Below are 23,321 nucleotides of genomic sequence, written 5' to 3'. Positions count from 1 at the left end.
GCGCGTGGGCGCGGGCGCCTGCCCCCCCCGGGTCCTCAGCCCAGGCGGTGGCGGGCGCTGCGCAGCGCCTTCGCGGCCTCGACGACGCGGGCGGCCATGCCCGTCTCGGCGGCCTTGCCCCACACCCGCGGGTCGTAGGTCTTCTTGTTGCCGACCTCGCCGTCGACCTTGAGCACGCCGTCGTAGTTGCGGAAGACGTGGTCGGCGATCGGGCGGGTGAAGGCGTACTGGGTGTCGGTGTCGACGTTCATCTTCACCACGCCGTAGTCCACGGCGTCGCTGATCTCCTGGTCGGAGGAGCCGGAGCCGCCGTGGAAGACGAGGTCGAAGGGCTTGTCCTTGCCGACCCGCGCGCCGACCTGCTCCTGGATCTCCTTGAGGATCTCCGGGCGCAGCTTGACCCCGCCGGGCTTGTAGACGCCGTGGACGTTGCCGAAGGTCAGCGCGGTCAGGTAGCGGCCCTTCTCGCCGGTGCCGAGCGCGTCCACGGTGGCCAGCGCGTCGTCGACGGTCGTGTAGAGCTTGTCGTTGATCTCGTGGGCGACGCCGTCCTCCTCGCCGCCGACGACGCCGATCTCGACCTCGAGGACGACCTTGGCCGCCGCGGCCTGCGCGAGCAGCTCCTCGGCGATCTGCAGGTTCTCCTCCAGCGGCACCGCCGAGCCGTCCCACATGTGGGACTGGAACAGCGGCTCGCGGCCGGACTTCACGCGCTCGGCGGAGATGGCCAGCAGCGGGCGGACGAAGCCGTCGAGCTTGTCCTTGGGGCAGTGGTCGGTGTGCAGCGCGATGTTCACGCCGTAGCCCTTGGCGACGTGGTGGGCGTACTCGGCCAGCGCCTGCGAGCCCAGCACCATGTCCTTGACGGTGGTGCCGGACAGGAACTCGGCACCGCCGGTGGAGACCTGGACGATGCCGTCGCTCTCGGCCTCGGCGAAGCCGCGGATCGCGGCGTTGAGGGTGAGGCTGGAGGAGATGTTGATGGCGGGGTAGGCGAAGGACCCGGCCTTCGCGCGGTCCAGCATCTCGGCGTAGACGTCCGGGGTGGCGATGGGCATCGAGTGCTCCTCCGTGGTGGCGGCTCTGGCAGGGCGATCCTTCCACGGGGCCCGGTGCGGCGTCAGCGGCCCCGGTCCGGATGCCGAGGCGGCGGGGCGGTGCGAGCGTGGGGGCCATGACGGACAGCCAGACGGACATCCAGCTGACGGGCGAGAAGGTCGCGTTCCTCGTCGCCCTCGAGGGCGTCGAGCAGGTGGAGCTGACCGAGCCGTGGAAGGCCGTGCAGCAGGCCGGGGGCGAACCGGTGCTGCTGTCCACGAAGGAGGGCTCGGTGCAGGCGTTCAACCACCTCGAGGCGGCCGACACCTTCGAGGTGGACGTGGTCGTCGACCACGCCAGCCCCAGCGAGTACGCCGCCCTCGTGCTGCCCGGCGGGGTGGCCAACCCCGACGCGCTGCGCACCAGCCGCTCGGCGGTCTCCTTCGTCGGCCAGTTCGCCGCTTCGGTGCGCCCGGTCGCCGCCATCTGCCACGCGCCGTGGACGCTGGTGGAGGCCGACGCGGTGCGGGGCCGGCGGATGACCTCGTGGCCCTCGCTGCAGACGGACCTGCGCAACGCGGGCGCGGAGTGGGTGGACGAGGAGGTCGTCGTGGACCGCAGCGGTCCCGGCCCGCTCATCACCAGCCGCCAGCCCGACGACCTGCCGGCGTTCTCCCGGACCCTGCTCGAGGTCCTGGCGGAGGCGCGCTCGTGAGCGCCGTGCGGATCGGCTACACGTGCATGGGCGAGCAGTCGGACCCGCGCTGGCTGGTGCGCGACGCGCAGGCCGCCGAGGAGGCCGGCTTCGACAGCATCGCCTTCTCCGACCACATCTCCCCGTGGCTGACGACGCAGGGGCACTCCCCCTACGCGTGGTCGGTGCTGGGGGCGGTGGCGGCGACCACCTCGCGCGTGGAGCTCATGACGTACGTGACGTGCCCGACGCTGCGCTACCACCCGGCGGTCGTGGCGCAGAAGGCCGCGACGGTGCAGATCCTCTCCGAGGGGCGCTTCGTGCTGGGCCTGGGCTCGGGCGAGAACCTCAACGAGCACGTGGTGGGTCACGGCTGGCCGGCCGTGGAGGAGCGCCAGGACATGCTCGTGGAGGCGCTGGAGATCATCGGCACCCTCTTCGACGGTGAGCTGCTCACCTACTCCGGCGACCACTTCCGCGTGGACTCCCACCGGCTGTGGGACCTGCCCGAGCACCGCGTCCCGATGGCGGTCGGCGTCAGCGGGCCGAAGTCGGTCGCCCGGTTCGCACCGCTGGCCGAGCACCTGGTCGCCGTGGAACCGGACGCCGACCTCGTGACGGGCTGGGACGGCGCCCGCGAGGCGGGGCAGCAGCCCGCCCGCAAGATCGGGCAGATGCCGGTCAGCTGGGACCGCGACCGGGACGCGGCGCTCGCCCGCGCGCACGAGCAGTTCCGCTGGTTCGCCGGCGGCTGGAAGGTGAACGCCGACCTGCCGACCACGGCCGGCTTCGCGGGTGCCAGCCGGTTCGTGCGGCCCGAGGACGTCGCCGCGCAGATCCCCTGCGGCGACGACGTGGACGCGGTCGTCGAGGCCGCCCAGGCCTACTTCGAGGCGGGGTTCACCGACCTCGCGCTCGTGCAGGTCGGCGGCGAGCAGCAGCAGCAGTTCCTCGAGGCGGCGACCGCGGAGATCCTGCCCGCGCTGCGCGAGGCCGCCGCGGGCACCGACCCCTCCCCCAGCTGAACCCCCGTCCGCCGGTGGACCCCCGTCCGGGGTTCAGCGGCGGACGCGGAACGCGCTGGGGACCTCGCCGGTCCCCAGCGCGGCGTCCGCGGCCAGCTGCCCGAGCAGCGGCGCGAACTTCGCCCCGTGCCCCGAGCACGGTGACAGCACCGTCACCCCGTCCACCCCGTCGACGACGAAGTCCTCGGTCGGGGTGGACGTGAACAGGCACGTCGTCTCCGCGTACGGCTCGGGCACCAGCCCCGGCAGGTACCGGCGCACGTGCTCGACGACCCGCGCGCGGTTGGCCGGGTCGACGCGGCCGGTGCGGGCGGCCGCGGAGGGCAGGACGCGGCCACCGCCGAAGACGGCCACCTTCTGCCCGCGGAACCCCGCGTCCCGCCCGCCGGGCAGCGCGTACACGCTCGTCCCGGCGGGTTCGTGGATGATCGTCGGCCACCGCGCCGCCGGGGCGGCGTCCTCGCGGTAGGGGAAGTGGAACGCGTTCTCCTCGCGCACCTGCAGCGGCGGGAGCGCGTCGAGGAACGCCTGCGGCAGCCCCAGAGCGCCCAGCAGGTCCGGCAGCCACCCGCCGGCGGCGACGACGACGCGCTGGGCGGTGAGGGTGCGCCCGTCCTCGGCGTGCGCGGTGAACCCGGAGCGTGTGCGCTCCAGCCGCCGCAGCGGCCAGCCGGTGAGCACCTGCGCGCCGCGGGCGCGGGCGGCGGCGAGCATGGCGTGCACGGTGGTCTCCGCGTCGAGCACCCCGCCGGCGGGGTGGAAGAGCACGTCGGAGTCGACCGCGACGCCGGGCCAGCGATCGCGGGCGCGCGGGCGCGGGACGAGCTCGTGCTCGACCCCCGCCGCGGCCAGGACCGCGGCCAGGGCGTGCGGGTCGCGGCCGGCGCCGAGGTCGAGGGCCCCGGTGCGCCGCACGAGCGGAGCGCCGTGCAGCTCCTCCAGCTCGGCCCAGCCCGCCTCGGCGGCCAGCAGCAGGTCGACGTAGGTGCGCTCGGCGTAGGCGTAGCGCAGGATGCGCGCCGACCCGTGCGAGCTGCCCTCGGCGTTCGCCGGCTGGCTGCGCTCAACGAGCACGACCTCGTGCCCGCGCTGCGCCAGCCGCCAGGCCGCCGAGGCGCCCGCCAGGCCGGCACCCACGACGAGGAACTGCGACGAGCTCACCGGCTGCCTCCCTCCCGCGGCGCGGGTCGCCGCCGGGTCCTCCAGTCTCCCGCCCGGCCACCCTCACCCGGGTGGCCGGTCCACCCCGGCCGCCGGGACGCCGATCCCCCGTGCAGGAGCTGGACGGGCGGGAGGTGGGCGGGGTGCTCGACGTGGTGGGGCGGTGGAGCGGTGCGGCGCGCGCGGGCGGTGCGCGGCAGCGCCAGGACGGCGTGACGCGCACGCGGTCGCTGTTCTTCGCCCTCGCCCTCGTGGCGCTGCTCGTGGTGCTCGTGCCGTTCGCGGTGCTGGCCCCGCTCGCGCACGCGCTGGCGGCCCTGCCCGCCGCGGCGCTGCTGGCCGCCTCCTGGTGGTACGGCCACTCCCGGCGCCGGGTGCCGTGGGCCTGCGACGTGCTGGACCCCGCCTGCTTCGCGGCGCTCGTGGTGCTCTCGCCGGTCCCGACCTCGATCCTCAGCATCACCTTCTCCACCGTGTGGTTCCGCTCGATGTACGGCTCGACGCCGCGCGCCTTCGCGCGCCTGGCGCTGCTGCAGGTGGCCGTCGGCACGGGGCTGGCCCTGTGGCCGCTCGTGCACGGCGGGCACCCGGCCCCGCTGGTCGCGGCCGTCTACAGCGCCTTCGCGATGATGGTCGTCAACACCGGCGTCATCCGCGGCCTGGCCGCCGGTCTGCGCGGGCGCGACGAGGCCGCCGCGCGCGAGTCGGTCGTGGCCGCGCTCGGCGCGGACCTGCTCGCGGTCGAGGCCGCGAACCGCGTGGAGGGCATGACGTGGAGCGCGCTGCAGGCCCTGTGCGCGACGACGTCCGGGCTGTCGGTCGCGGTGGCGCACCCGGACGGCGACGAGTTCCGCGTCAGCCGCTCCTGCGGGCCGCACCCCCCGCCGGTCCCGGGCGGTCTCCTGCCCGCCGCGCCGCCCGGCGCCACGTCGCCGGAGCACGTGCAGCTGCCGGGCGGGGACGGCCGCGGCTGGAGCTGCCTGCGCTTCCCGAGCTCCTCGCAGGAGGTCTGGCTGCTCGTCGGCGGTCCGCGCCGCACGGTCGAGCAGGGCCTGCCGGCCGTGCAGGCGGTCGCCCACCACGCCGCGCTCGCGCTGCGCAACGCCGCCTCCCGCGACGCGCTGCGCACCCAGGCGCGCACCGACCCCCTCACCGGCCTGCCCAACCGCGCCGCCTTCCAGGACGCCGTCGACCGGGCGGTGCTGCGCGCGGACGGCGCCGGCAGCGCCCTGCTGTTCATCGACCTCGACGGGTTCAAGGCGGTCAACGACGACCTCGGCCACGCCGCCGGCGACGCGCTGCTGCGCACGGTGGCCGCGCGGTTGCGCGGCACCACCCGCGAGGGCGACCTGTGCGCCCGGCTCGGCGGGGACGAGTTCGCGGTGCTGCTGACGGCGGCCGACGAGCAGGAGGCCACCGCGGTCGGGCGGCGCGTCGTGGCGGTCCTCAGCGAGCCGGTGCGCTTCAGCGGGGTCACCGCGCGCGTCGGCGCGAGCGTGGGCGTGGCGCTGCACGAGCCGGGCGGGGACCACGGCGACGGCGAGGCGCTCGTGCGCGCCGCGGACGCGGCGATGTACGCGGCCAAGGCCGCGGGCAAGGGGTGCGTGCGCCTGCACGGGCGGGCCGGGGAGGCCGGGCAGGCCCCCGGCCCGCGGGCTCAGGGCTCCCGGAACTCCGGGTCGCGCGGGTCCTCGCCGGAGGCGTCCGCGCTCGCGGCGCCCCCGCCCGCGGGCAGCGGGGCGTCGTCGCGCGCGGCGAGCACCGCGGCCGTGGACTCCTCCACGGCCGCGGCCCCGCCCTCGTCGGCGGGGTCGGTGTCGGGGTAGTCCCCCGGGCCCTGCTCGCCCGGTTCCCCCTCGTCGTTGCCGGTCGCCATCGCGCTGTCCAGCTCGGTGTCCGCCGGGGTCCGCTCGCTCTCGTCCACGCTCCGCTCCTACCCGCGCGGGCGCTCCCCCACGCCTGACCGGCCTGCCGCGCCCGCTCCCGCGGGAGGGAGCGGGGCGGCGGGGCCTCAGTCCTCGGGCAGGGCGTCGGCGAGCAGCTCGGCCAGGTGCTTCGGGCGCACCCCGGCCAGGTTGTCCGACTGCGTGCGGCAGGAGTACCCGTCGGCGACGACGAGCGCGTCCCCGCGCTCGCGCAGCGCCGGCAGCAGGGCGTGCTCGGCGACCTTCACCGACACCTCGAAGTGCCCCGCCTCCGCGCCGAAGTTGCCGGCCAGGCCGCAGCAGCCGGAGAGCACCTGCGCGTCGACGCCGGCCTTCTCCAGCAGCCTGGCGTCGAGGCCGAACCCCATCGCGGCGTGCTGGTGGCAGTGCGGCTGCACGACGGCCTTCACCGGACCGTCCGAGTCCAGCCGCGGCGGGACCCACTCCGGGCGCTGCTCGGCGATGAGCTCGGCGAGCGTCTTCACCCGGCGCTCCAGGGCGTGCGCGCGGGGGTCGTCGGGCAGCAGCTCCGCGGCGTCGTCGCGCAGCAGCGCGGTGCACGAGGGTTCCAGCCCCACGACGGGGACCTCGGAGGTGCCGAGGGCGTCCAGCGACGCGCGCAGCTGCCGCTTGGCGCCGTCCAGCTGGCCGGTGGAGACCCAGGTGAGCCCGCAGCAGACCTGCCGCTCCGTCAGCCGCACGGAGAAGCCGAGGTGCTCCAGCAGCTTCACGGCCGCCCTGCCCACCTCGGGCGAGAAGTGCTCGGTGAAGGAGTCCACCCACAGCAGCACCGGCTGCCCGTCCTCGCGCACCGGGCGCTCGCGGAACCAGGCCCGGAAGGTCTGCTCGGCGAACGCGGGCAGCGGCCGGTTCTGGTCGACCCCGCCGACGGCGCGGGCCAGCCGGGCCAGCGCCGGCACGGCGGTGAGGGCGTTGACGAGCCTGGTCTCCAGCCGGTGCAGCGTGGCCAGCCGCGCCCAGCGCGGCAGCCAGCCGAGCAGGTAGTGGTTGGTCGGGCGCAACCGGCCGGCGTAGAACTTGTCGAGGAACTCCGCCTTGTAGGTCGGCATGTCGACACCGGCGGGGCAGTCGACCGTGCAGCCCTTGCAGGACAGGCACAGGTCGAGGACGTCCTTGACCTCCTGGGAGCGCCAGCCGTCGGTGACGAGGGTGCCGTTGGCCATCTCCTGCAGCAGCCGGGCGCGCCCGCGGGTGGAGTCCTTCTCGTCGCCGGTGGCCAGGTAGCTGGGGCACATGACGCCGCCGGAGTCCGCGCGGCACTTGCCGACGCCGACGCAGCGGTGCACGGCGCGCGTCAGGTCGCCCTCGTCCTTGGAGTAGGCGAACTTCAGCGGCATCCCGAGCGCGTGCGCGGGCCGGGCCGCGGGAACGCGCAGGTCGGCGTCGACGGCGGCGGGGCGCACGATGACACCGGGGTTGAGCAGGTCGGCGGGGTCGAAGGCGCGCTTGACGGCCTCGAACGCGGCGATGGCCTCGGCGTCGTACATCAGGGGCAGCAGGCCGCCGCGGGCGCGGCCGTCGCCGTGCTCGCCGGACAGCGACCCGCCGTGGCGGGCCACGAGGCGGGCGGCGTCCTCGAGGAAGGCGCGGGCGCGGGCACCGCCGCCGTCCTCGTAGAGCGGGAAGTCGATGCGCACGTGGATGCAGCCGTCGCCGAAGTGCCCGTAGGCCAGGCCGTCGACGCCGTGGGAGGCCATGAGCGCGTCGAACTCGCGCAGGTACTCCCCCAGCCGCTGCGGCGGCACGGCGGCGTCCTCCCAGCCGGGCCAGGCGGGCTGGCCCTCGGGGGAGCGCCCGGCCAGGCCGGCGCCGTCCTCGCGGATGCGCCACAGGGCGCGCGCCTCGGCGGCGGTGGGGATGACGACGGAGTCCAGCGCGCGGGAGTCGGCGACCATCGCGCGGGCGGCGGCCAGGGACTCCTCGGGGCTCTCCCCGCCCATCTCCACGAACAGCCAGCCGTTGCCGGTGGGCAGGCCCTCGACCGAGCCGCCGCGGCGCACGACGGCGTCGGCGAGGCGGCGGTCGATGCCCTCCACGGCCAGCGGGGCGTGCTCCAGCAGGGCGGGGGTGGCGTCGGCGGCCTCGTGCATGGAGGCGTAGCCCAGGACGACGAACGTCGTGGACGGCGACTGGCGCACCAGCCGCACGCGGGCGCGCAGGATCGTGGCGAGCGTGCCCTCGGAACCGGTGAGCAGCCGGGCCAGCGCGGTGCCGGTGGGCCCGCCGGTCTCGGGCAGCAGGTGCTCCAGGGCGTACCCGGAGACCTGGCGGCCGAAGGTGCCGAACGTCGTGCGGATCAGCCCCAGGTGCCGGGAGGCGACGGCCCGCAGCTCCTCCAGCAGCTCCGCGGGCGGGGCGTCGGTCCAGTACCGCCGGCCCTGCCCGTCGAGGACCTCCAGGGCGAGCACGTTGTGCGAGGTGCGCCCGTAGGCCAGGGCGTGCGAACCGCAGGCGTCGTTGCCGATCATGCCGCCGACGGTGCAGCGGGCGTGGGTGGAGGGGTCCGGGCCGAAGCGCAGCCCGTGCGGGGTGGCCTGCCGCTGCAGGTCGTCGAGGACCACCCCGGGCTCGACGAGCGCGCTCATGCCCTCGGGGTCGATCTCCAGCACCCGGTTCAGGTGGCGGGAGAAGTCCAGGACGACGCCGGAGCCGATGGCGTTGCCGGCCACCGAGGTGCCCGCGCCGCGGGAGGTGAAGGGCACCCCGAGCTCGCGGCAGACCGCCCAGACGGCCTCGACGTCCTCGAGGGTGCGGGGGAAGACGACGACCTGCGGCACGACGCGGTAGTTCGAGGCGTCGGTGGTGTACTCGGCGCGGCGGCGGCTGGAGGCGTCCACCACCCCGTCGGCGGGGCCGGTGCCGAGCGCGGCCTCCAGGCGGGCGATCAGGTCCGCGGGTCCCGCCGGGCCGGCCGCGGTGGCCTGCGCGCGGGTGTCGTCGATCAGGGTCACCCGTTCAGTGTGCCGCCGCCGGGAGGGTGCTCGGCGCGCGCCGGCTCGGCCGCCGGGGGTGAGCTGCCTCACCGCGGCGGGCACCGCCCGTGCCGGGCTCAGAGCACGGTCAGGCCCGGCAGCGTGCGCCCGGTCGCGGCGAGCAGCAGCCGCCCGGCGCGGCCGGTGTCCAGCGCGAGCGCCGCGACGAGCTCCAGGGCGGCGGCGGCCGCGGGCGCCGGTGGTTCGGCGGGCTCGCCCAGCGCGCTCGCGAGGTCGGCGGTGTGGACGACGAGCTCGAAGGTGCGCGTCGGCAGGTAGTCGCGCAGCCGCATCCCGCCCACCACCGTCGTCAGCAGCTCCTCGCCGCTGCGGGCGGCGACCAGCGGCACGACGCGCGCCGCGAGCTGCGCGACGGCCGCCGCCGGGTCCGCGCCCAGCGCCGCCCCGGCGTCGCGCCCGCGCTGGGCGACGCCGGGCCCGGCGGCCAGCGCGCTCGTGGCGCGGTAGTAGCCGGCGGTGGTGGCGACCTCCACGGCCCCGGCGGGAGCGGCCAGGTAGCTCTCGACGGTGCTCAGGCTGCGGCTGGTGTGCCCCACGAGGGCGCGCACGTCCCACTCCCCGAGCCCCGGCTCCTCCCAGCGCCCGCCCACCAGCGCGGTGGTGGCCACGAACCAGTCCGCGGCGGCGGCGAAGGCGCGCACGGCCCCCTCGTGCGCGGCGGTGTCCCCCGGAGCGTCCACGGTCGTGATCGTAGGGGCGGGCGCCGCCGCGCGGGGGGCTCTCGTCACAGCCCGTGGCGCCGGTCCCCCGGCACCAGCGCGCTCACCCGCGCCTCCACCGCCGCCGGGAACGGCGCGCGCCGCTCCCGCACGGCCCGCGCGAGGTCGGCGGCGGCGAGCTCGCCGTGCACCGCGGCGCCCACCTGCACCCCGGAGGCGGTGGAGGCGGCGACCATCGCCGTCAGCTCAGCGGCGTTGCCCGCGACCCGGACACCGGGCACCGCGGTGGCCCCGCGCTCGTCGGCCTCGATCCGCACGCCGAGCGGCGTCGGCGCCGGCCGGCCCCCCAGCGCCTCGTACACCCCGGTGCGCGCCGCGAACCGCGGCGCGACGACGACGGCGTCCACCGCGAAGGCCCGTCCGCCCTCCAGCTCGACCGCCCGCACCTGCGCGCCCTCCACCACCAGGCGCTCGACCCGCGGGGTGACCACGGAGACCCCCAGCGCCGCGAGCTGCTCCCACTGCTCCTCGTCCGGTTCGGGGGCCTCGTGCAGGAAGAGCGTGACGTCGTCGCTGAGCCGGCGGAACAGCAGCACCTGGTGCAGCGCCCGCTCGTCGCGGCCCAGGACGGCGATGCGCTGGCCGCGCACCTCCCAGCCGTGGCAGAACGGGCAGTGCAGGACGCTGCGGCCCCACGCCTCCCGCACGCCGGGCAGCTCGGGCAGCTCGTCCACGAGCCCGGTGGCGAGGACGACGCGGCGGGCGCGCACGTGCAGCGCCCCGCCGTCCACCTCGAGCGCGAAGTCGTCGAGGGTGCCGGAGGCGCCGGTGACGAGCCCGTCCACGACCCGCACGCCGTAGGCCCGCGCCTCGGCGCGACCGCGGGCGAGCAGCTCCAGGGGCGCGATCCCCTCCTGGCCGAGCAGGTTGTGCGCGCCGTCGGCCGGGGCGTTGCGCGGCTGCCCGGCGTCGACGACGACGACCTCGCGGCGCGAGCGGGCCAGCGCGACGGCGGCCGCCAGGCCGGCGGCACCGCCCCCGACCACGACGACCTCGGCCTGCAGCGCGGCGCTCACCGGCCGGCTCCGCGCTCGTCGGCCCCGCGCTCGTCGGGGCGCTCGTCGGCGGGTGGCCGGACGGCGGTCCAGACGGCGCGGACGGAGGTGAGGGTGAGCGGCGAGGTCCCCTCCCGCAGCGCCGCGACGGCGGCGTCGAGCGCGGCGAGGTCGTCGGCGGGCAGGTCCTCGGCCACCCGGGCCCGCTCCCGGGCCAGCTGCAGCGCGAGGTAGCGGGCGCCCTCGTCCGTGCGGGCCGAGGCGGTGAACGCGCTCTCGAGGCGCTGGACCGGGGCGAACCCGGCCGCGGTGAGCGCCGCCGTCCACTCGGCGGTGACGGGGTACCCGTGCGCGGCGAGCGCGCCGGTCAGGCGCGCTCCGAGACCGGCGCGGCCGGTGCCGAGGTCGCCGGGCTCGCGGGTGCCCGCTCCGGTCATCTCGACGACGACGAGCACGCCGCCGGGGCGCAGCGCGCCGAGCGCCTGGCGCAGCACCCGCCCGGGGTCGCTGACGTGGTGCAGGGAGAGCGCGGCCCACGCGAGGTCGGCGGCGCCCGGCAGGACGGCGGGCCAGTCGCCGTCGAGGTCGGCAGGGTGCGTGCGCACGCGGTCGGCGACCCCCGCCCGCGCCGCCGCGGCGCCCAGCCGTTCGAGCATGGCGGGCGAGGCGTCGAGGGCGTGCACCCGCGCGCCGGGGAAGCGGGTGGCCAGCGCGAGGGTGCCGGTGCCCGTGCCGGCGCCGAGGTCGACGGCGCTGCGGGGGTCGGTGCCGAGCGCGGCGGACGCGGCGTCGAGGGCCGCCGCGAGCACCGGGGCGCCGAGCGCGGCGTCGAGGTCGAGCAGCTCGGCGAGGCCGGTGTCGTGCTCGGGCGCGGGCCCGTGGCCGGGGCGGCCGTGCTGCGGGCCGTGCGGGTGCGCGTGCGGGTGCGCGTGCGGGTGCGGGTGGGGGTGGGGGTGCGGGTGGGGGTGGGTCGGCGTCATGCCTCCACGGTAGGCACCCGATTCGCCAGAGGCATACCATCTTGCGCATGACGCAAGAAGTGCTCGACGACGTCGTCCGCCAGCGCATCCGCGGCCTGCGCCTGGCGCGGGGCTGGACGCTCGACGCGCTCGCCGCCCGCTGCTACCTGTCGGCGTCGACGATCAGCCGGATCGAGACGGGGCACCGGCGCATCGCCCTCGACCAGCTGGTGCCGATCGCCGCGGCGCTGGGCACCACGCTCGACCAGCTCGTCCAGCCCGAGGGCGACGACGACGTCGTCATCCGCCCCGAGCCGCAGCGCAGCACCGGCCTGACCCTGTGGCTGCTCTCGCGCGAGCGCGACCGCCGCGGTGTGACGATCGCCAAGATGCGCATCACGCCCGAGCGCGTCGTGGAGGAGCCGCGGGTGCACCCGGGCTACGAGTGGTTCACGGTGCTCAGCGGGACCGTGCGGCTGCGGCTGGGCGAGCGCACGATCCTCGTGCGCGCGGGCCAGGCGGCCGAGTTCTCCACGATGACCCCGCACGCCGTCGAGGCGCACGAGGGGCCCGTGGAACTGCTGACGATCTTCGACCACGACGGCGAGCGGGCCCACCTGCCGGGTCACCGGCACGAGCGAGGCCCCCGGTGACGGCCGGAGCCGTCACCGGGGGCCTCGCCCGGGACTCGGCGGAACGCCGATGCGCGTCTCACTGCATGTCGCCGCCGGCGGTGGGGTTGTGGATGCCCTGCGCGGTGGCGTGCGTGGTCCGGCGCGGCATGACCAGGCCGAGCAGGATCATGCCCAGGCCCAGGACCAGGTGCAGCCAGTCGTCGGCGCTGTTGAGCGGGACGAAGTTGGCGGTGCTGGTGTCGGAGGTGACCAGCCCGTAGACCCACAGGACCAGGTAGGCGGCGCCGCCCACGAGCAGGTAGGTGCGGGCCGCGGCGGGACGGCGGGCCATGAGGACACCCAGCACGCCGAGACCCAGGTGCAGGACGTTGTGCAGGACGGAGACCTGGAAGATGCCCAGCAGCATGGCCATCGACTCGTGGCCGGCTCCGGCCATGGAGCCGTAGTCGGTGGTGATGCCCGGGATGAACCCCATGATGCCGACGAGGATGAAGGCCACGCCCACGACCATGGCCGTGAGGCTGACCGGGGAACGGCTGACGGACAGGCGGGACGAGGTGGACGTCCTGGTGTTGCTCATCGCGACTCCTCACGGACGGGCCGGACGCGGCGGCCCGGCGCTGGGTGGCCGTGATCTCGACCTGCTTCCCACGGTAGGCACTCCGCGCCGAACCGCAACGCGACCGGTTTCCCCCCGGGTCCCTCCGGTTCCCTCCGGTTCCCTCCGGTTCCCGGGGAAGCGGAGGGACCGCCGGGTTCACCCGCCGGCAGCGGGTTCGCGCACCTGCACGCGCCGCGCGACGGCCTCCACGGCCTCGGGGTGGCCGGTGCCGTAGCCCTGGCGGGTCACGTTGAGCGCACCGGCGGCCGCGGCGGTGCGCACCGCGGCCAGGACGTCGTCGCCGCGGGCCAGGCCGGCGGCGACGGCTCCGCTGACGGCGTCGCCGGCTCCGCGGAACTGCACGGCGGAGAAGCGCGGGGCGCTCAGCTCGCTGGTGCGCCCGTCGTCGGTCAGCAGCAGCGGCGGCAGGTCGGAGCGGGTGACGAGGACGTGGCGGGCGCCGCGCTCCTGCAGGGCGCGCGCCCGGCGCAGCACCTCGGGCACGTCCCCGGCCTCGACCTCGTCGGTCCCGTCCCCGCCGGAGCCACCCGCCCCGCCGGGCAGCTCGTCGTGGGCGACCTTGAGCAGGTCGACGCCGCCGGCCAGGGCCGCCTCCAGCTCGGCGCCGGACAGGTCGGCGACCACGAGCACGCCCTGGGCGCGGGCGTCGGCGGCCAGCCGGGTGAACGTCGAGGCGGGCAGCACGTCCTCGTGCTCGGGACCGGTCAGCACGAGGACGGCCGAGCCCAGGCAGTCGGCGATCGTCACGGTGAACAGGTCGTCCAGCTCGTGGCGGGTCAGGGTGGAGGTGGAGGCCGCCACCCGGTCGCCCTCCTCGGCGTCGGGGCTGTCGGCGGAGCCGCGGTGGTCCAGCACGACCGTCGCGGTGGGCCCGGCCGTCGTCACCGGGACGGGGACGATGCCCTCCTCGCGCAGCAGCGCCAGCACCGCGGTGCCGGCCTCGCCGCCGACCGGCAGGCACAGCGCCACCTCCACGCCGAGCCGGGCCGCCATGCGCGCCACCCAGGCGCCCTGACCGCCGGGGTGCAGGTGGATCTCCGGGTGGCCGGCCGTCGTCGGCTCGACGAGCACGCGCAAGACCGGCGAGGGCGCGAAGACCGTGACGCGGGCGGCGGGAGCAGCGCTGGTGGCCATGGCGGCATGCTCCCGGCTCAGCTCACAACGCGCTCGCCAGCCGTCCGAGCACGACGGTCCAGCCGACGACGGAGCGGGCGGCGACGACGCGGCCGTCGGTGACGAAGGGGTCGGCGTCCAGCAGCGCCTCCACGCTCGCGGCGTCGGCGGCCTCGAAGACCAGCACCGCACCGCCGGCGTCGGTCGGCCCGGACAGGATCAGCGTGTCGCCGAGCGAGGCGAGCCACTCGCGGTGGACGGGGCGCACCTCGTCCCGGGCAGCGGTGTCGGAGGTGTACTCGTAGCGGGCGACGAAGTGGGGCACGCCCCGGACGCTACCGCGCGCGCGGGCGCCAGCAGCGGCAGGAACAGGCCCACGAGCGGCCCGATCCCGAGCGCGAAGGCGACGGTGCCGGCGCCGACGTCCCCGCCGAGCGCCCAGCCGGCGGCCAGGACGCTCAGCTCGATGGCGCAGCGCACCACCCAGATCGGCCGGCCGGTGCGCGCGTGCAGGCCGGTCATGAGCCCGTCGCGGGGGCCGGGGCCCAGGCCCGCGCCGATGTAGGTGCCGCTGGCGACGGCGAGCAGCACCAGCCCGGCGGCGAACAGCGGGATCCGCAGCGCCAGGGCGTCCGGAGCGGGCAGCAGGTCGACCGTCGCCTCGATGACCGTCCCCACGAGGGCGACGTTGAGGACGGTGCCGAGGCCGGGGCGCTGGCGCAGCGGGATCCACAGCAGCAGCACGCCGAGCCCGACGAGGTTGGTCACCCAGCCGACGCCGGTCCCGGTGGCGAGGGCCAGCCCCTGGGCCAGCACGGTCCACGGCCCCACCCCGACGGCCGCGAGGACCATGAGCCCCTCGGCGACCCCGTAGAGGACGAGACCGGCGAGGAGGCGGAGGAGGCGGGCCGGGGTGGGCCGCAGCTGCACGACTGGACTGCTCACACCTCCGATTGGACTCCTCTCAGCGGCTGACGGGAAGTGCCAATCCGCCTAGGGTGGCCTGGTGCCGTCGATCAGCGCCGCCTCCCTCACCCAGTTGCTGGGGCAGTGGCGGGGCCAGCGCCCCGCCTTCCGGGCCCTCGCCGACCGCGTCCTGCTGCAGCTCGTCGACGGCCGGGTCGCCGCCGGCACCCGGCTGCCCGCCGAGCGCGAGCTGGCCGAGGCGCTCGGGGTGAGCCGCACGACCGTCGCCTCCGCGTACGCCCACCTGCGCACCGCGGGCTACCTGCGCAGCGTGCGCGGCTCCGGCAGCGTCCTGCGGCTGCCGGAGGGCCCGGACGCCGACACCGCCGGGGCGGCCGCTCCCTCGCAGCGGCGCGCGGGCGCACCGCTGCTGGTGGACCTCACGCGCGCGGCGCTGCCGGGGTCGGCGGAGCACGTCCTGGCCGCGGCCCGCGGCGCGCTGGAGGAGCTGCCGACCCACCTGGAGGGCCCCGGCTACGAGCTGCTGGGGGTGGGCGCGCTGCGCGCGGCCGTCGCCGAGCGCTACACCCGCCGCGGGCTGGCGACCCGTCCCGACCAGGTGCTCGTGACGCTGGGCGCCCAGCACGCCGTGGGGCTGCTGCTGCGCACGCTGACGACGCCGGGCGACCGGGTCCTCGTGGAGTCGCCGGGCTACCCGCACGCGCTGGAGGCCGTGCGCGGCGCCGGGGGGCGGCCCGTCGCCGTGCCCGTCGCCGCGACCACCGCCACCTCCCCGGGCGGCTGGGACGCCGAGGCGCTGGAGGAGGCCTTCGCCCGCACCCGCCCCGCGCTGGGCTACCTCATGCCCGGCTTCCACAACCCGACCGGTGCGGTGATGCCGGCCGCGCTGCGGGCCCGGGTGTGCGAGCTGGCCCGCCGGTGCGGGACGACGCTCGTGGTCGACGAGACGACCAACGACCTGCCCATCGAGGAGCTGCCCGCCGACCAGGGCGCCGGCGCCGTCGTCCCGGCGCCCTTCCCCGCGGACGTCGTGCACGTCGGCTCGGCGAGCAAGAGCCTGTGGGGCGGGCTGCGCATCGGCTGGGTGCGCGCCGACGCGGCCCTGGTGCGCCGGCTCGCCGCGCACCGGGCCCCGTGGGAGCTGGGCACGCCGGTCCTGGACCAGCTCGTCACCGCCGCCGCGCTGCCCCACCTGGACGAGGTGCTGGCGCGGCGGCGCGGGCAGCTGCGGGCCGGGCGGGACGCGCTGCTGGCGGCCCTGGCCGAGCAGCTGCCGGAGTGGGAGCTGCCGGTGGTGCCCGGCGGGCTGACCGCGTGGGTGAACCTGGGCCGGCCGGTCTCCAGCGCGATGGCGCTGGCCGCCCGCCGGCACGGGGTGCGGGTGACGGCCGGGCCCCGCTTCGGCGTCGACGGCGCCTTCGAGCGCTACCTGCGGCTGCCGTTCGGCGCCGGTCCCGACGCGCTGGAGCGCGCCGTGCCGCTGCTGGCGCGAGCGTGGGAGGACGTCCGCTCCACGGCGGCCGCCCTCCCGCTGCTCGACGAGCTGGTCTGAGGCGCTGCTCCCCGCGGGGCCTCAGCCGGTGAAGAGCCGGGAGGCCCGGACCAGGGTCTCCACGACCCCGTAGGCCAGCGGGACGCCGACCAGCGCCCACCCCAGGACCACGCGTCCGCGCGCGTTCGCCGCGGACCCCCCTCGCTCCTGCGCGTTCACCGCGGGCTCCGCTCGCTCGTCGTCACGGGTTCGTGGAAGCGCGAGGCCACCGGCCGCACCAGCAGGTTCGCGACGAACCCGACGGCGAGCACGGCGACCATCGTCAGCAGCGCCGGCCGGTAGGCCTCGGCGGTGAGGGTGCCCGGGTCCCCCTGGGCGTCGAGGAAGCCGTTGACGATGAGCGGGCCGGCGACCCCGGCCGCCGACCACGCGGTGAGCAGCCGGCCGTGGATCGCCCCGACCTGGAAGGTCCCGAACAGGTCGCGCAGGTAGGCCGGGACCGTGGCGAAGCCACCGCCGTAGAAGGAGAGGATCACGGCGGCGAACAGCACGAACAGGGCCGTGCCGACCTGGCCGAAGAGGGCCAGCAGCAGGTACGTCACCAGCCCGACGCCGAGGTAGACCATGTAGATCGGCTTGCGGCCGATGACGTCCGAGGTCGAGGACCACACGAAGCGCCCGGCCATGTTCGCCATCGACAGCAGGCCGACGAAGCCGCCGGCCGCGGCCACGGACACCGTCGAGACGCCGCCCCCGTCGCGGAAGAAGTCCTGGATCATCGGCGAGGCCTGCTCCAGGATCCCGATCCCCGCGGTCACGTTGCAGAACAGGACGATCCACAGCAGGTAGAACTGCGGGGTGCGGATCGCGTTGCGCGCCGAGACGCTCGCGGTCGTCACCAGCGCCTTCTGCTTGAGGGAGGCCGGGTCGAAGCCGTCCGGGCGCCAGCCGTCGGCGGGCACCCGGATCGTCGCCGCGCCGTACGCCATGAACAGGGCGTGCAGCACCGCGAAGGTGACGAACAGCAGCGCGACGGCGGACCCCGCGGGCGCGCTGCCGGTCACGGAGGAGTCGTAGCCGGGGTCGTAGGCGGACAGCAGCCGCGTCGAGAGCGGGCTCGCGATGAGCGCGCCGCCGCCGAAGCCCATGATGGCCATCCCGGTGGCCAGCCCCGGCCGGTCCGGGAACCACTTGATGAGGGTGGAGACGGGCGAGATGTACCCGATCCCCAGGCCGATGCCGCCGATGACGCCGTAACCGAGGTACAGCAGCCACAGCTGCCCGGTCGCGATGCCGAGCGCGCCGACGAGGAAACCGGTCACCCAGCACGCGGCGGAGGCCGCCATGGCCTTGCGCGGGCCGCTGCGGTCGACCCAGGTGCCGCAGACGGCGGCGGACAGGCCCAGCATGACGATCGCGATGGAGAACACGATGCCGATCGCGGTCTGGCTGACCTCGAAGTGCTGGACGAGGGCGGTCTTGTAGACGCTCGTGGCGTACACCTGCCCGATGCACAGGTGCACCGCGAGGGCGGCGGGCGGGACGAGCCACCGGTTGAAACCCGGCGGCGCGACGGTGCGCTGCCGGTCGAGGAGGGAAAGCACGGGACCACGAGCTCCTTCGCTGGGGGACGGCCGCACCACCGTAGACCGGTTCCCGGCGCGGCGCCCGCGCACGCGCCGGGGACCGCGCCGGTGCCCGGCCGCCCGCTCAGCCCTTCACCGCCCCCGAGGCGAGCCCCGCCACGTAGAAGCGCTGCAGCGCGACGTAGAGGATCACGCACGGGATCATCGCGACGACCGCGCCGGCGACGAGGTAGCCGAAGTTCACCGACCCGTAGGCGCCGGACTGCAGGTTCACCAGCGACAGCGGGAGGGTGTACTTGCGGTCGTCGGTGAGGAACGTCAGCGCCCCGAGGAACTCCGTCCAGGACGCCAGGAAGGCGTACAGCGCGCTGGTGGCGATGCCCGGCACGAGCATCGGGCGCAGCACCGAGGTGAGCGTGCGCATCGTCCCCGCGCCGTCCACGTGCGCGGAGTCCTCGATCTCCGCGGGGATCGACTCGAAGGCGTTGCGCATGACGAACACGCCGAACGGCAGGTTGACCGTGGAGTAGAAGAGCACCAGCCCGAGCCTGGAGTCGGTCAGGCCCATGGCGTTCATCTGCAGGTACAGCGGCGTGATGATCGCCTGGAAGGGGACCATCATCGTGACCACGACCAGGCCGAACAGGACGTTCCGGCCCCGGAACCCGAACCGGCCGAACCCGTAACCGGCCAGGGTGGCCAGGAAGGCCGTCAGCAGCGCCGTCGCGATCGAGACGACGAGGCTGTTGCCGACGGCCCGGGCGATCTGGGCGTCGCCGGTGAACAGCGCCGTGAAGTTCTCGAAGCTGAACTGCGTCAGCGCCGACCAGGTGGGCGTGGTGGACACGATGGCGTCGTTGGACTGGAAGGAGCGCAGGACCGACCAGAGCAGCGGGACGAGGAAGACCAGCGACGCCAGGACGCCGCCGACGACGTACATGGTGGTCTTGGTGCGGCTCTCGGCGCGGGCGCGGTCTGCGCCTCGCGGCGGGCGCGCGCGCCGCTGCGGCGCGCTGGCGGGGGCGGTGGCGAGCTCGGTGGGCACGGTGGTGGACACGGTGGGCTCCTCAGTCCTTCTCGCGCAGCAGGCGGAACTGGGCGGCGGTGACGAGGCCGATGACGACCACGAGCACGATCGACAGGGCGGACGCGGCACCGAGCTGCAGCTGCACGAACCCGCGCTGGTAGACGTACATGACGACGGTCTGGGTGTCGGTGCCCGGTCCGCCGCGGGTGAGCACGTAGAACTGCGTGAAGGCCAGCAGCGAGCCGATGACGGAGATGACCAGGCTCATCGCGATCGTGCGGCGGAGCAGGGGGACGGTGATGCTGCGCTCGCGCTGCCACCAGCCGGCGCCGTCCATCTCGGCCGACTCGTAGACGTCGCGGGGGATCCCCTGCATGCCGCCCATGAGCAGCACCATCGTCAGGCCGGAGACGGCCCAGACGATCATGACGATGATCAGTCCGGTGGCCAGCGGGCCGTCGACCAGCCACGCGGTCGTGCCGTCGGTGATGCCCAGCCAGCGCAGGACGATGTTCACCGCCCCCGAGCTGGGCTGCGCCTCCAGGACGAGCAGGAAGCTGAGCGTGGTCAGCCCGATGACGTAGGGCAGGAAGAAGATCGTCCGGAACAGCGTGGAGCCGCGCCGGTTGGAGCGCACCACGAGCGCGAGCACGTAGCCGACCACGAGGATCGGCAGGGTGATGATCGCGGTGTAGAGGACGGTGTACCCCACCGACTTCCAGAACACCGGGTCGCTGGCCACGGCGACGTAGTTGGCCACCCCGATGAAGTCGTAGGAGCCGATGAGCGGCCAGTTCGTCAGCGACATGTAGACCGCGAAGACCAGCGGTGCGAGGACGAAGACGACGACGAAGGCCAGCGCCGGCAGCACGAGCAGCACGCCGGTGCGGGTGGGGTGGGTCAGCGCGTTGCCGCCGGTACCGGACCTCGCGGCGGGGCGGCCGCTGCGGGACGGGCGGGTGCTGCGCGAGGCGGCGCGGTCCGCGAGCGCGCTCACAGCTGCGCCTGCTCGAGGATGCGGTCGAAGTCCCGCTGGCCCTGCTCCAGCGCCCCGTCGAGGTCACCGTCGAACACGGCTCTGCGGAAGGCGACGCCCCACGGGGAGTCCGCCTGGTTGAACAGCAGGTTGTAGGCCAGCGTCGTGGGCGCGTACGCACCCTCGATGCCCTCCAGCGGTGCCACCGCCAGGGGGAACCGCTCGCGGTACTCCTCGGTCGCCGCGTCCGAGCGCACGGGGATGTACCCGCCGGCCGGCAGGTTCGCCTGCTGGGGGAGGTCGAGGGCGAACTTGGCGAACTTCCACGCCCCGGAGGCGTTCGGTGCGCCGCGCGGGATGCAGAGGTTGTCCCCGCCGGCGAAGGTGGCCCGGCCGCCGTCGGGGCCGGGCAGCAGCACCACGCCGGTCCTGGCCTGCATCTCGGGGTCGGCGGAGAGCACCGCCACGGAGTAGTTCGCGGGGATCATGCCCACCCGGCCCTCCCTGAAGTCCGCGCCCCAGCGGGCGCCGTCACCGGAGAAGTTGCCCTGCGGCAGGAGCTCCTCCTCCCACATGGTCTGGTAGAACTCGAACGTCCGGCGCACCGCGTCGTTGCCGGCGACGTCCCCGCGCTGGGAGCCGACCTCGCCGACGATGTTGCGCTCGCCGGCGGCCCAGACGTGCGGCTGGACCACGAAGCCGAGGATGCCCGGGGAGTTCCCCTCGATCGTCCAGCCGTAGGTCTGCTCGTCGAGGCCGCCGATCGCCCGGGCCGCCTCCAGCATCCCCTCGACGTCCTGCGTGGCCTGGAGGGGGTCGATGCCGACCCGCTCGAACAGCTCGGTGTTGTAGAACAGCGCCGAGTTGTCGGCGATGTAGGGGACGCCGTAGTGGCGCCCGTCGCGCGTGGCCAGCCCGAGCTGACCGGGGTTGAGCCGGTCGGCGAAGCCGAGCTGCTGCACGAGCGGGGTGAGGTCGGTGAACGAGTCGCGGTAGATGAACAGCATCGAGTTGATGTCGTCGATGTCCACGATGTCCGGCACGTTGCCGCCGCGGATCGCCGTGGCCAGCTTGGTGACGTACTGCGCGTCCAGCACGGGGGTCACCTCGACGACGACGTCGGACTGCGAGGCGTTGAACGCGTCGACGACCTGGCGCACGCCGGTGACGGTGGCGGCGCGGCACCACAGCCGCACCGTGCCGCTCGCGTCCTCGCCGAAGCCGGCGGCGCTCACGTCGGCCTCGGGCAGGCTCGAGGCGCAGGCGGGCAGCAGCGCACCCAGCGCCGCCAGCCCGCCCACCCCGAGCGCGTTCCTGCGGGAAAGCTCCATCGCTCTTCTCCTCCAGGTTCGGCCGCGAGCGCTCAGGCGCGCGGCAACCAGACCCGCATGGCGCCCAGCTCGCGGTTGGCCCAGGCGTAGTAGGGGACGGCGGGCACGAGCAGGCCCTCCTCCTCGGCCTGCAGGGCGGGCTCGTCGCCGGCCGGGCGGTACAGCGGCACGGTGCCCGCCTGCAGCGCCCGGTGCACCGGCAGCTGCAGGACGGTGACGCCCGCGAGCAGGTCCGGCCGGTGCTCGGCCTGCGCGCCGCGGACCTCCGCCACGCGCACCCGCACGTCGTCGGCGACGAGGCCCTCGGGCAGGTCGGCCTGCTCGAGGGCGTAGACGAGCGGGCCGCGCTCGACGACGACGCAGCCGCGGACGGCGTCGACGCGGGGGTCGGCCTCCACGACGCGCACGGTCATCGGCAGCGTCAGCTCGACGACGTCACCGGCCGCCCAGGTGCGCCGCACCCGCAGGTACTCCCCGGCGGGGGCGTCGAGCCGCTCGCCGGCGACGTCGGCGACGGCGCCCTCGGCCCAGCCGGGCACGCGCAGGGCGAGCTCCCACTCGCCGGCGCCCGGGTCGGTGACCTCGATGCGCACCGCGCCGTCCCACGGGTAGTCGGTGGTCACCGACAGCGCGGCGCCGTCCGCCTCGACCGTCCCGGTGGCGTACTGGTGCAGCTGGATCCCCGCCTCCGAGCTCGTGGCGAGGTAGGCGTCGAGGCTGGAGAGCGTCCGCATGATGTTCGGCGGGCAGCAGGCGCAGTCGAACCAGGGGCGGCGGCCGTGGGCGACGCTGCGCTCCTCCTCGGCGTGCGCGCCGTGCCGCAGCTGCAGGGCGTTGACGTAGAAGTACTCGGTGCCGGCCAGCGAGACGCCGGGCAGGAAGGCGTTGTAGAGGGTGCGCTCGACGAGGTCGGCGTAGCGGGACTCCCCCGTCGCCAGCAGCAGGCGCCAGGTCCACTGCACGCTGCCGATGGCCGCGCACGTCTCGGCGTAGGCCCGGTCCGGGCTCAGCTCGTGGTGGTCGCCGAACTGCTCCCAGTCCCAGCGCGAGCCGATGCCGCCGGTGACGTAGGTCTTGGAGGCGAGCATGCCCTCCCACTGGCGCACCAGCGCCGCCAGCAGGTCCGCGTCGGAGGTCTCGGCGGCGACGTCGGCGGCGCCGGCCGTCAGGTACACCGCGCGCACGGCGTGGCCCTCGGGGCTGGTCTGCTCGCGCACCGGGACGCGGTCGGAGAAGTACGTGGGCTGCTTGCCGTGCAGGCGCTCGATGATCCCGTGGCCGCGGGCGTCGACGAACCAGCGGGCCAGGTCCAGGTAGGCCCGGGTGCCGGTCTCGCGGAACAGCTCCACCAGGCCCATCTCGACGACCGGGTGGCCGTCGACCTCCTCGACCTTCCCCGGCCCGAAGGTGGCCACGAGGTGGTCGGCGAGCCTGACCGCGACGTCGAGCAGCCCGGTCTCGCCGGTGCCGCGGTGCACGGCGACGGCGGCCTGGAACAGGTGGCCCGCGCAGTAGTGCTCGTGGCTCCAGGGCAGGTCGACGTAGCGCTCGCCCTTCCCGCGCACCTGCTGCACGGAGTCCAGGTAGCCGTCCTCGGCCTGGGCGGCGGCGACGACGGCGGTGACCTCGCGGATCCAGCCGAGCAGCTCCTCGTCGGGTTCGCGCCCGTGCTCCCAGCCGGCGGCCTCCAGCCACTTGTAGACGTCGGAGTCCATGAAGATCGGGCCGCGCACCTCGCCCTGCGCCTGCCCGGCGGCGATGCGCAGGTTCTGCAGGTTGCCCGCGCTCTCCAGCTTCTCGTGGCCGGCGCGCAGGGCCTGGCGCCGGTTGGCGCCCTGCCGCTCGGCCCAGAAGCCGCCGGTGATGCGGGCCGAGCGCAGCGGGACCGGGCGCAGGGCGACGGCGGCCGCCGCGGTGGGGGCGGCGGGCGCGCTGGGCGCGGTGGGGGCCGTCGTGGTCGTCATGAGCTCTCCATCGAGACGTCGGAAACGGCGGAACACGTTTTCTGCGCTCGACCGTAGGCCCGCCCGGTGACGTCGTCAAGGCTTGCGGTGAGGCCTGTATCGTGCTGCGGACCACCAG

Annotated in this window: 21 protein-coding genes; 5 read left to right on the top strand and 16 right to left on the bottom strand. The window is 75.6% G+C overall.

Features of this window, described 5'->3' with window-relative positions:
• Nucleotides 1-35: 35 nt before the first annotated feature.
• Nucleotides 36-1,058 carry a class II fructose-bisphosphate aldolase gene (gene fbaA, locus ACRYM2_RS04615; RefSeq protein WP_432520194.1) on the bottom strand — a complete coding sequence of 341 codons (1,023 nt, stop codon included), beginning with the start codon at nt 1,056-1,058 and terminating at the stop codon, nt 36-38.
• Between the two features lie 116 nt (nt 1,059-1,174).
• Between fbaA and ACRYM2_RS04610 the strand changes: the two genes are divergently transcribed.
• Complete coding sequence (locus ACRYM2_RS04610) at nt 1,175-1,753, top strand: type 1 glutamine amidotransferase domain-containing protein (protein ID WP_432520192.1); 579 nt, start codon at nt 1,175-1,177, stop codon at nt 1,751-1,753.
• A 5-nt stretch (nt 1,754-1,758) separates the two neighbouring features.
• The gene (locus tag ACRYM2_RS04605; RefSeq protein WP_432520209.1) at nt 1,759-2,757 is read left to right on the top strand and encodes a TIGR03557 family F420-dependent LLM class oxidoreductase; all 999 of its coding nucleotides are present in this window, start codon (nt 1,759-1,761) and stop codon (nt 2,755-2,757) included.
• 33 nt (nt 2,758-2,790) lie between these two features.
• On the opposite strand, the gene ACRYM2_RS04600 is transcribed toward ACRYM2_RS04605, so the two are convergent.
• Nucleotides 2,791-3,918, bottom strand: a complete 1,128-nt coding sequence (locus ACRYM2_RS04600; protein ID WP_432520191.1) for an FAD-dependent oxidoreductase — start codon at nt 3,916-3,918, stop codon at nt 2,791-2,793.
• Nucleotides 3,919-4,028: 110 nt separating this feature from the next.
• Between ACRYM2_RS04600 and ACRYM2_RS04595 the strand changes: the two genes are divergently transcribed.
• Nucleotides 4,029-5,744 carry a diguanylate cyclase domain-containing protein gene (locus tag ACRYM2_RS04595; protein ID WP_432520190.1) on the top strand — a complete coding sequence of 572 codons (1,716 nt, stop codon included), beginning with the start codon at nt 4,029-4,031 and terminating at the stop codon, nt 5,742-5,744.
• 185 nt (nt 5,745-5,929) lie between these two features.
• On the opposite strand, the gene ACRYM2_RS04590 is transcribed toward ACRYM2_RS04595, so the two are convergent.
• The 4 genes from ACRYM2_RS04590 to ACRYM2_RS04575 all read right to left on the bottom strand — a co-directional run bounded on the left by ACRYM2_RS04590 (nt 5,930) and on the right by ACRYM2_RS04575 (nt 11,551).
• Nucleotides 5,930-8,815 (bottom strand): FAD-binding and (Fe-S)-binding domain-containing protein, encoded by a 2,886-nt coding sequence (locus ACRYM2_RS04590; RefSeq protein ID WP_432520188.1) that lies wholly within the window; start codon nt 8,813-8,815, stop codon nt 5,930-5,932.
• Nucleotides 8,816-8,913: 98 nt separating this feature from the next.
• A complete protein-coding gene (locus tag ACRYM2_RS04585; protein WP_432520207.1) occupies nt 8,914-9,546 on the bottom strand; it encodes a maleylpyruvate isomerase N-terminal domain-containing protein in 633 nt (210 codons plus the stop codon).
• Between the two features lie 35 nt (nt 9,547-9,581).
• Nucleotides 9,582-10,592 carry an NAD(P)/FAD-dependent oxidoreductase gene (locus tag ACRYM2_RS04580; protein ID WP_432520187.1) on the bottom strand — a complete coding sequence of 337 codons (1,011 nt, stop codon included), beginning with the start codon at nt 10,590-10,592 and terminating at the stop codon, nt 9,582-9,584.
• Entirely contained in the window at nt 10,589-11,551 is a 963-nt protein-coding gene (locus tag ACRYM2_RS04575; RefSeq protein ID WP_432520185.1) for a class I SAM-dependent methyltransferase, read from the bottom strand. The genes ACRYM2_RS04580 and ACRYM2_RS04575 overlap by 4 nt, the downstream gene beginning before the upstream one ends.
• Nucleotides 11,552-11,598: 47 nt before the next feature.
• Between ACRYM2_RS04575 and ACRYM2_RS04570 the strand changes: the two genes are divergently transcribed.
• Nucleotides 11,599-12,183, top strand: coding sequence for a helix-turn-helix domain-containing protein (locus tag ACRYM2_RS04570; RefSeq protein WP_432520183.1), 585 nt, complete (start codon nt 11,599-11,601; stop codon nt 12,181-12,183).
• A 58-nt stretch (nt 12,184-12,241) separates the two neighbouring features.
• On the opposite strand, the gene ACRYM2_RS04565 is transcribed toward ACRYM2_RS04570, so the two are convergent.
• The 4 genes from ACRYM2_RS04565 to yczE form a co-directional block, all read right to left on the bottom strand.
• A complete protein-coding gene (locus ACRYM2_RS04565) occupies nt 12,242-12,745 on the bottom strand; it encodes a DUF4383 domain-containing protein (RefSeq protein WP_432520181.1) in 504 nt (167 codons plus the stop codon).
• Between the two features lie 177 nt (nt 12,746-12,922).
• Nucleotides 12,923-13,921 carry a PfkB family carbohydrate kinase gene (locus ACRYM2_RS04560; protein ID WP_432520179.1) on the bottom strand — a complete coding sequence of 333 codons (999 nt, stop codon included), beginning with the start codon at nt 13,919-13,921 and terminating at the stop codon, nt 12,923-12,925.
• Nucleotides 13,922-13,943: 22 nt separating this feature from the next.
• Entirely contained in the window at nt 13,944-14,168 is a 225-nt protein-coding gene (locus ACRYM2_RS04555; protein ID WP_432520177.1) for a YciI family protein, read from the bottom strand.
• Nucleotides 14,120-14,845 (bottom strand): membrane protein YczE, encoded by a 726-nt coding sequence (yczE, locus tag ACRYM2_RS04550; protein ID WP_432520175.1) that lies wholly within the window; start codon nt 14,843-14,845, stop codon nt 14,120-14,122. Before yczE ends, ACRYM2_RS04555 begins: the two co-directional genes overlap by 49 nt.
• Before the next feature lie 61 nt (nt 14,846-14,906).
• Here yczE and yczR point away from each other — a divergent pair, with 61 nt between their 5' ends.
• On the top strand, nt 14,907-16,379 hold the full coding sequence (yczR, locus tag ACRYM2_RS04545) for a MocR-like transcription factor YczR (RefSeq protein WP_432520173.1): 1,473 nt from the start codon (nt 14,907-14,909) through the stop codon (nt 16,377-16,379).
• 21 nt (nt 16,380-16,400) lie between these two features.
• On the opposite strand, the gene ACRYM2_RS04540 is transcribed toward yczR, so the two are convergent.
• From ACRYM2_RS04540 to ACRYM2_RS04515, 6 genes are all read right to left on the bottom strand, one after another.
• Nucleotides 16,401-16,538: an MFS transporter small subunit gene (locus ACRYM2_RS04540; protein ID WP_432520172.1), complete on the bottom strand. Its 138-nt coding sequence runs from the start codon at nt 16,536-16,538 to the stop codon at nt 16,401-16,403.
• The gene (locus tag ACRYM2_RS04535) at nt 16,535-17,923 is read right to left on the bottom strand and encodes an OFA family MFS transporter (protein WP_432520170.1); all 1,389 of its coding nucleotides are present in this window, start codon (nt 17,921-17,923) and stop codon (nt 16,535-16,537) included. Before ACRYM2_RS04535 ends, ACRYM2_RS04540 begins: the two co-directional genes overlap by 4 nt.
• 106 nt (nt 17,924-18,029) lie before the next feature.
• On the bottom strand, nt 18,030-18,962 hold the full coding sequence (locus tag ACRYM2_RS04530) for a carbohydrate ABC transporter permease (protein ID WP_432520169.1): 933 nt from the start codon (nt 18,960-18,962) through the stop codon (nt 18,030-18,032).
• Between the two features lie 10 nt (nt 18,963-18,972).
• Entirely contained in the window at nt 18,973-19,929 is a 957-nt protein-coding gene (locus ACRYM2_RS04525; protein ID WP_432520167.1) for a carbohydrate ABC transporter permease, read from the bottom strand.
• A complete protein-coding gene (locus ACRYM2_RS04520) occupies nt 19,926-21,239 on the bottom strand; it encodes an ABC transporter substrate-binding protein (protein WP_432520166.1) in 1,314 nt (437 codons plus the stop codon). Before ACRYM2_RS04520 ends, ACRYM2_RS04525 begins: the two co-directional genes overlap by 4 nt.
• 32 nt (nt 21,240-21,271) lie before the next feature.
• On the bottom strand, nt 21,272-23,203 hold the full coding sequence (locus ACRYM2_RS04515) for a glycoside hydrolase family 127 protein (protein WP_432520165.1): 1,932 nt from the start codon (nt 23,201-23,203) through the stop codon (nt 21,272-21,274).
• Between the last annotated feature and the right edge of the window lie 118 nt (nt 23,204-23,321).

It is taken from the genome of Kineococcus aridisoli (assembly GCF_050871885.1).
In the GTDB taxonomy this organism is placed as follows: Bacteria; Actinomycetota; Actinomycetes; order Actinomycetales; family Kineococcaceae; genus Kineococcus.
Note: the sequence above shows the minus strand (reverse complement) of the source record. Positions and strands in the feature narration are given on the sequence as shown.

Coding starts and splice junctions, on each gene's coding strand:
- fbaA (WP_432520194.1), bottom strand. CDS start 1,058: ATGCCCATCGCCACCCCGGACGTCTACGCCGAGATGCTGGACCGCGCG.
- ACRYM2_RS04610 (WP_432520192.1), top strand. CDS start 1,175: ATGACGGACAGCCAGACGGACATCCAGCTGACGGGCGAGAAGGTCGCG.
- ACRYM2_RS04575 (WP_432520185.1), bottom strand. CDS start 11,551: ATGACGCCGACCCACCCCCACCCGCACCCCCACCCCCACCCGCACCCG.
- ACRYM2_RS04570 (WP_432520183.1), top strand. CDS start 11,599: ATGACGCAAGAAGTGCTCGACGACGTCGTCCGCCAGCGCATCCGCGGC.
- ACRYM2_RS04565 (WP_432520181.1), bottom strand. CDS start 12,745: ATGAGCAACACCAGGACGTCCACCTCGTCCCGCCTGTCCGTCAGCCGT.
- ACRYM2_RS04560 (WP_432520179.1), bottom strand. CDS start 13,921: ATGGCCACCAGCGCTGCTCCCGCCGCCCGCGTCACGGTCTTCGCGCCC.
- ACRYM2_RS04520 (WP_432520166.1), bottom strand. CDS start 21,239: ATGGAGCTTTCCCGCAGGAACGCGCTCGGGGTGGGCGGGCTGGCGGCG.
- ACRYM2_RS04515 (WP_432520165.1), bottom strand. CDS start 23,203: ATGACGACCACGACGGCCCCCACCGCGCCCAGCGCGCCCGCCGCCCCC.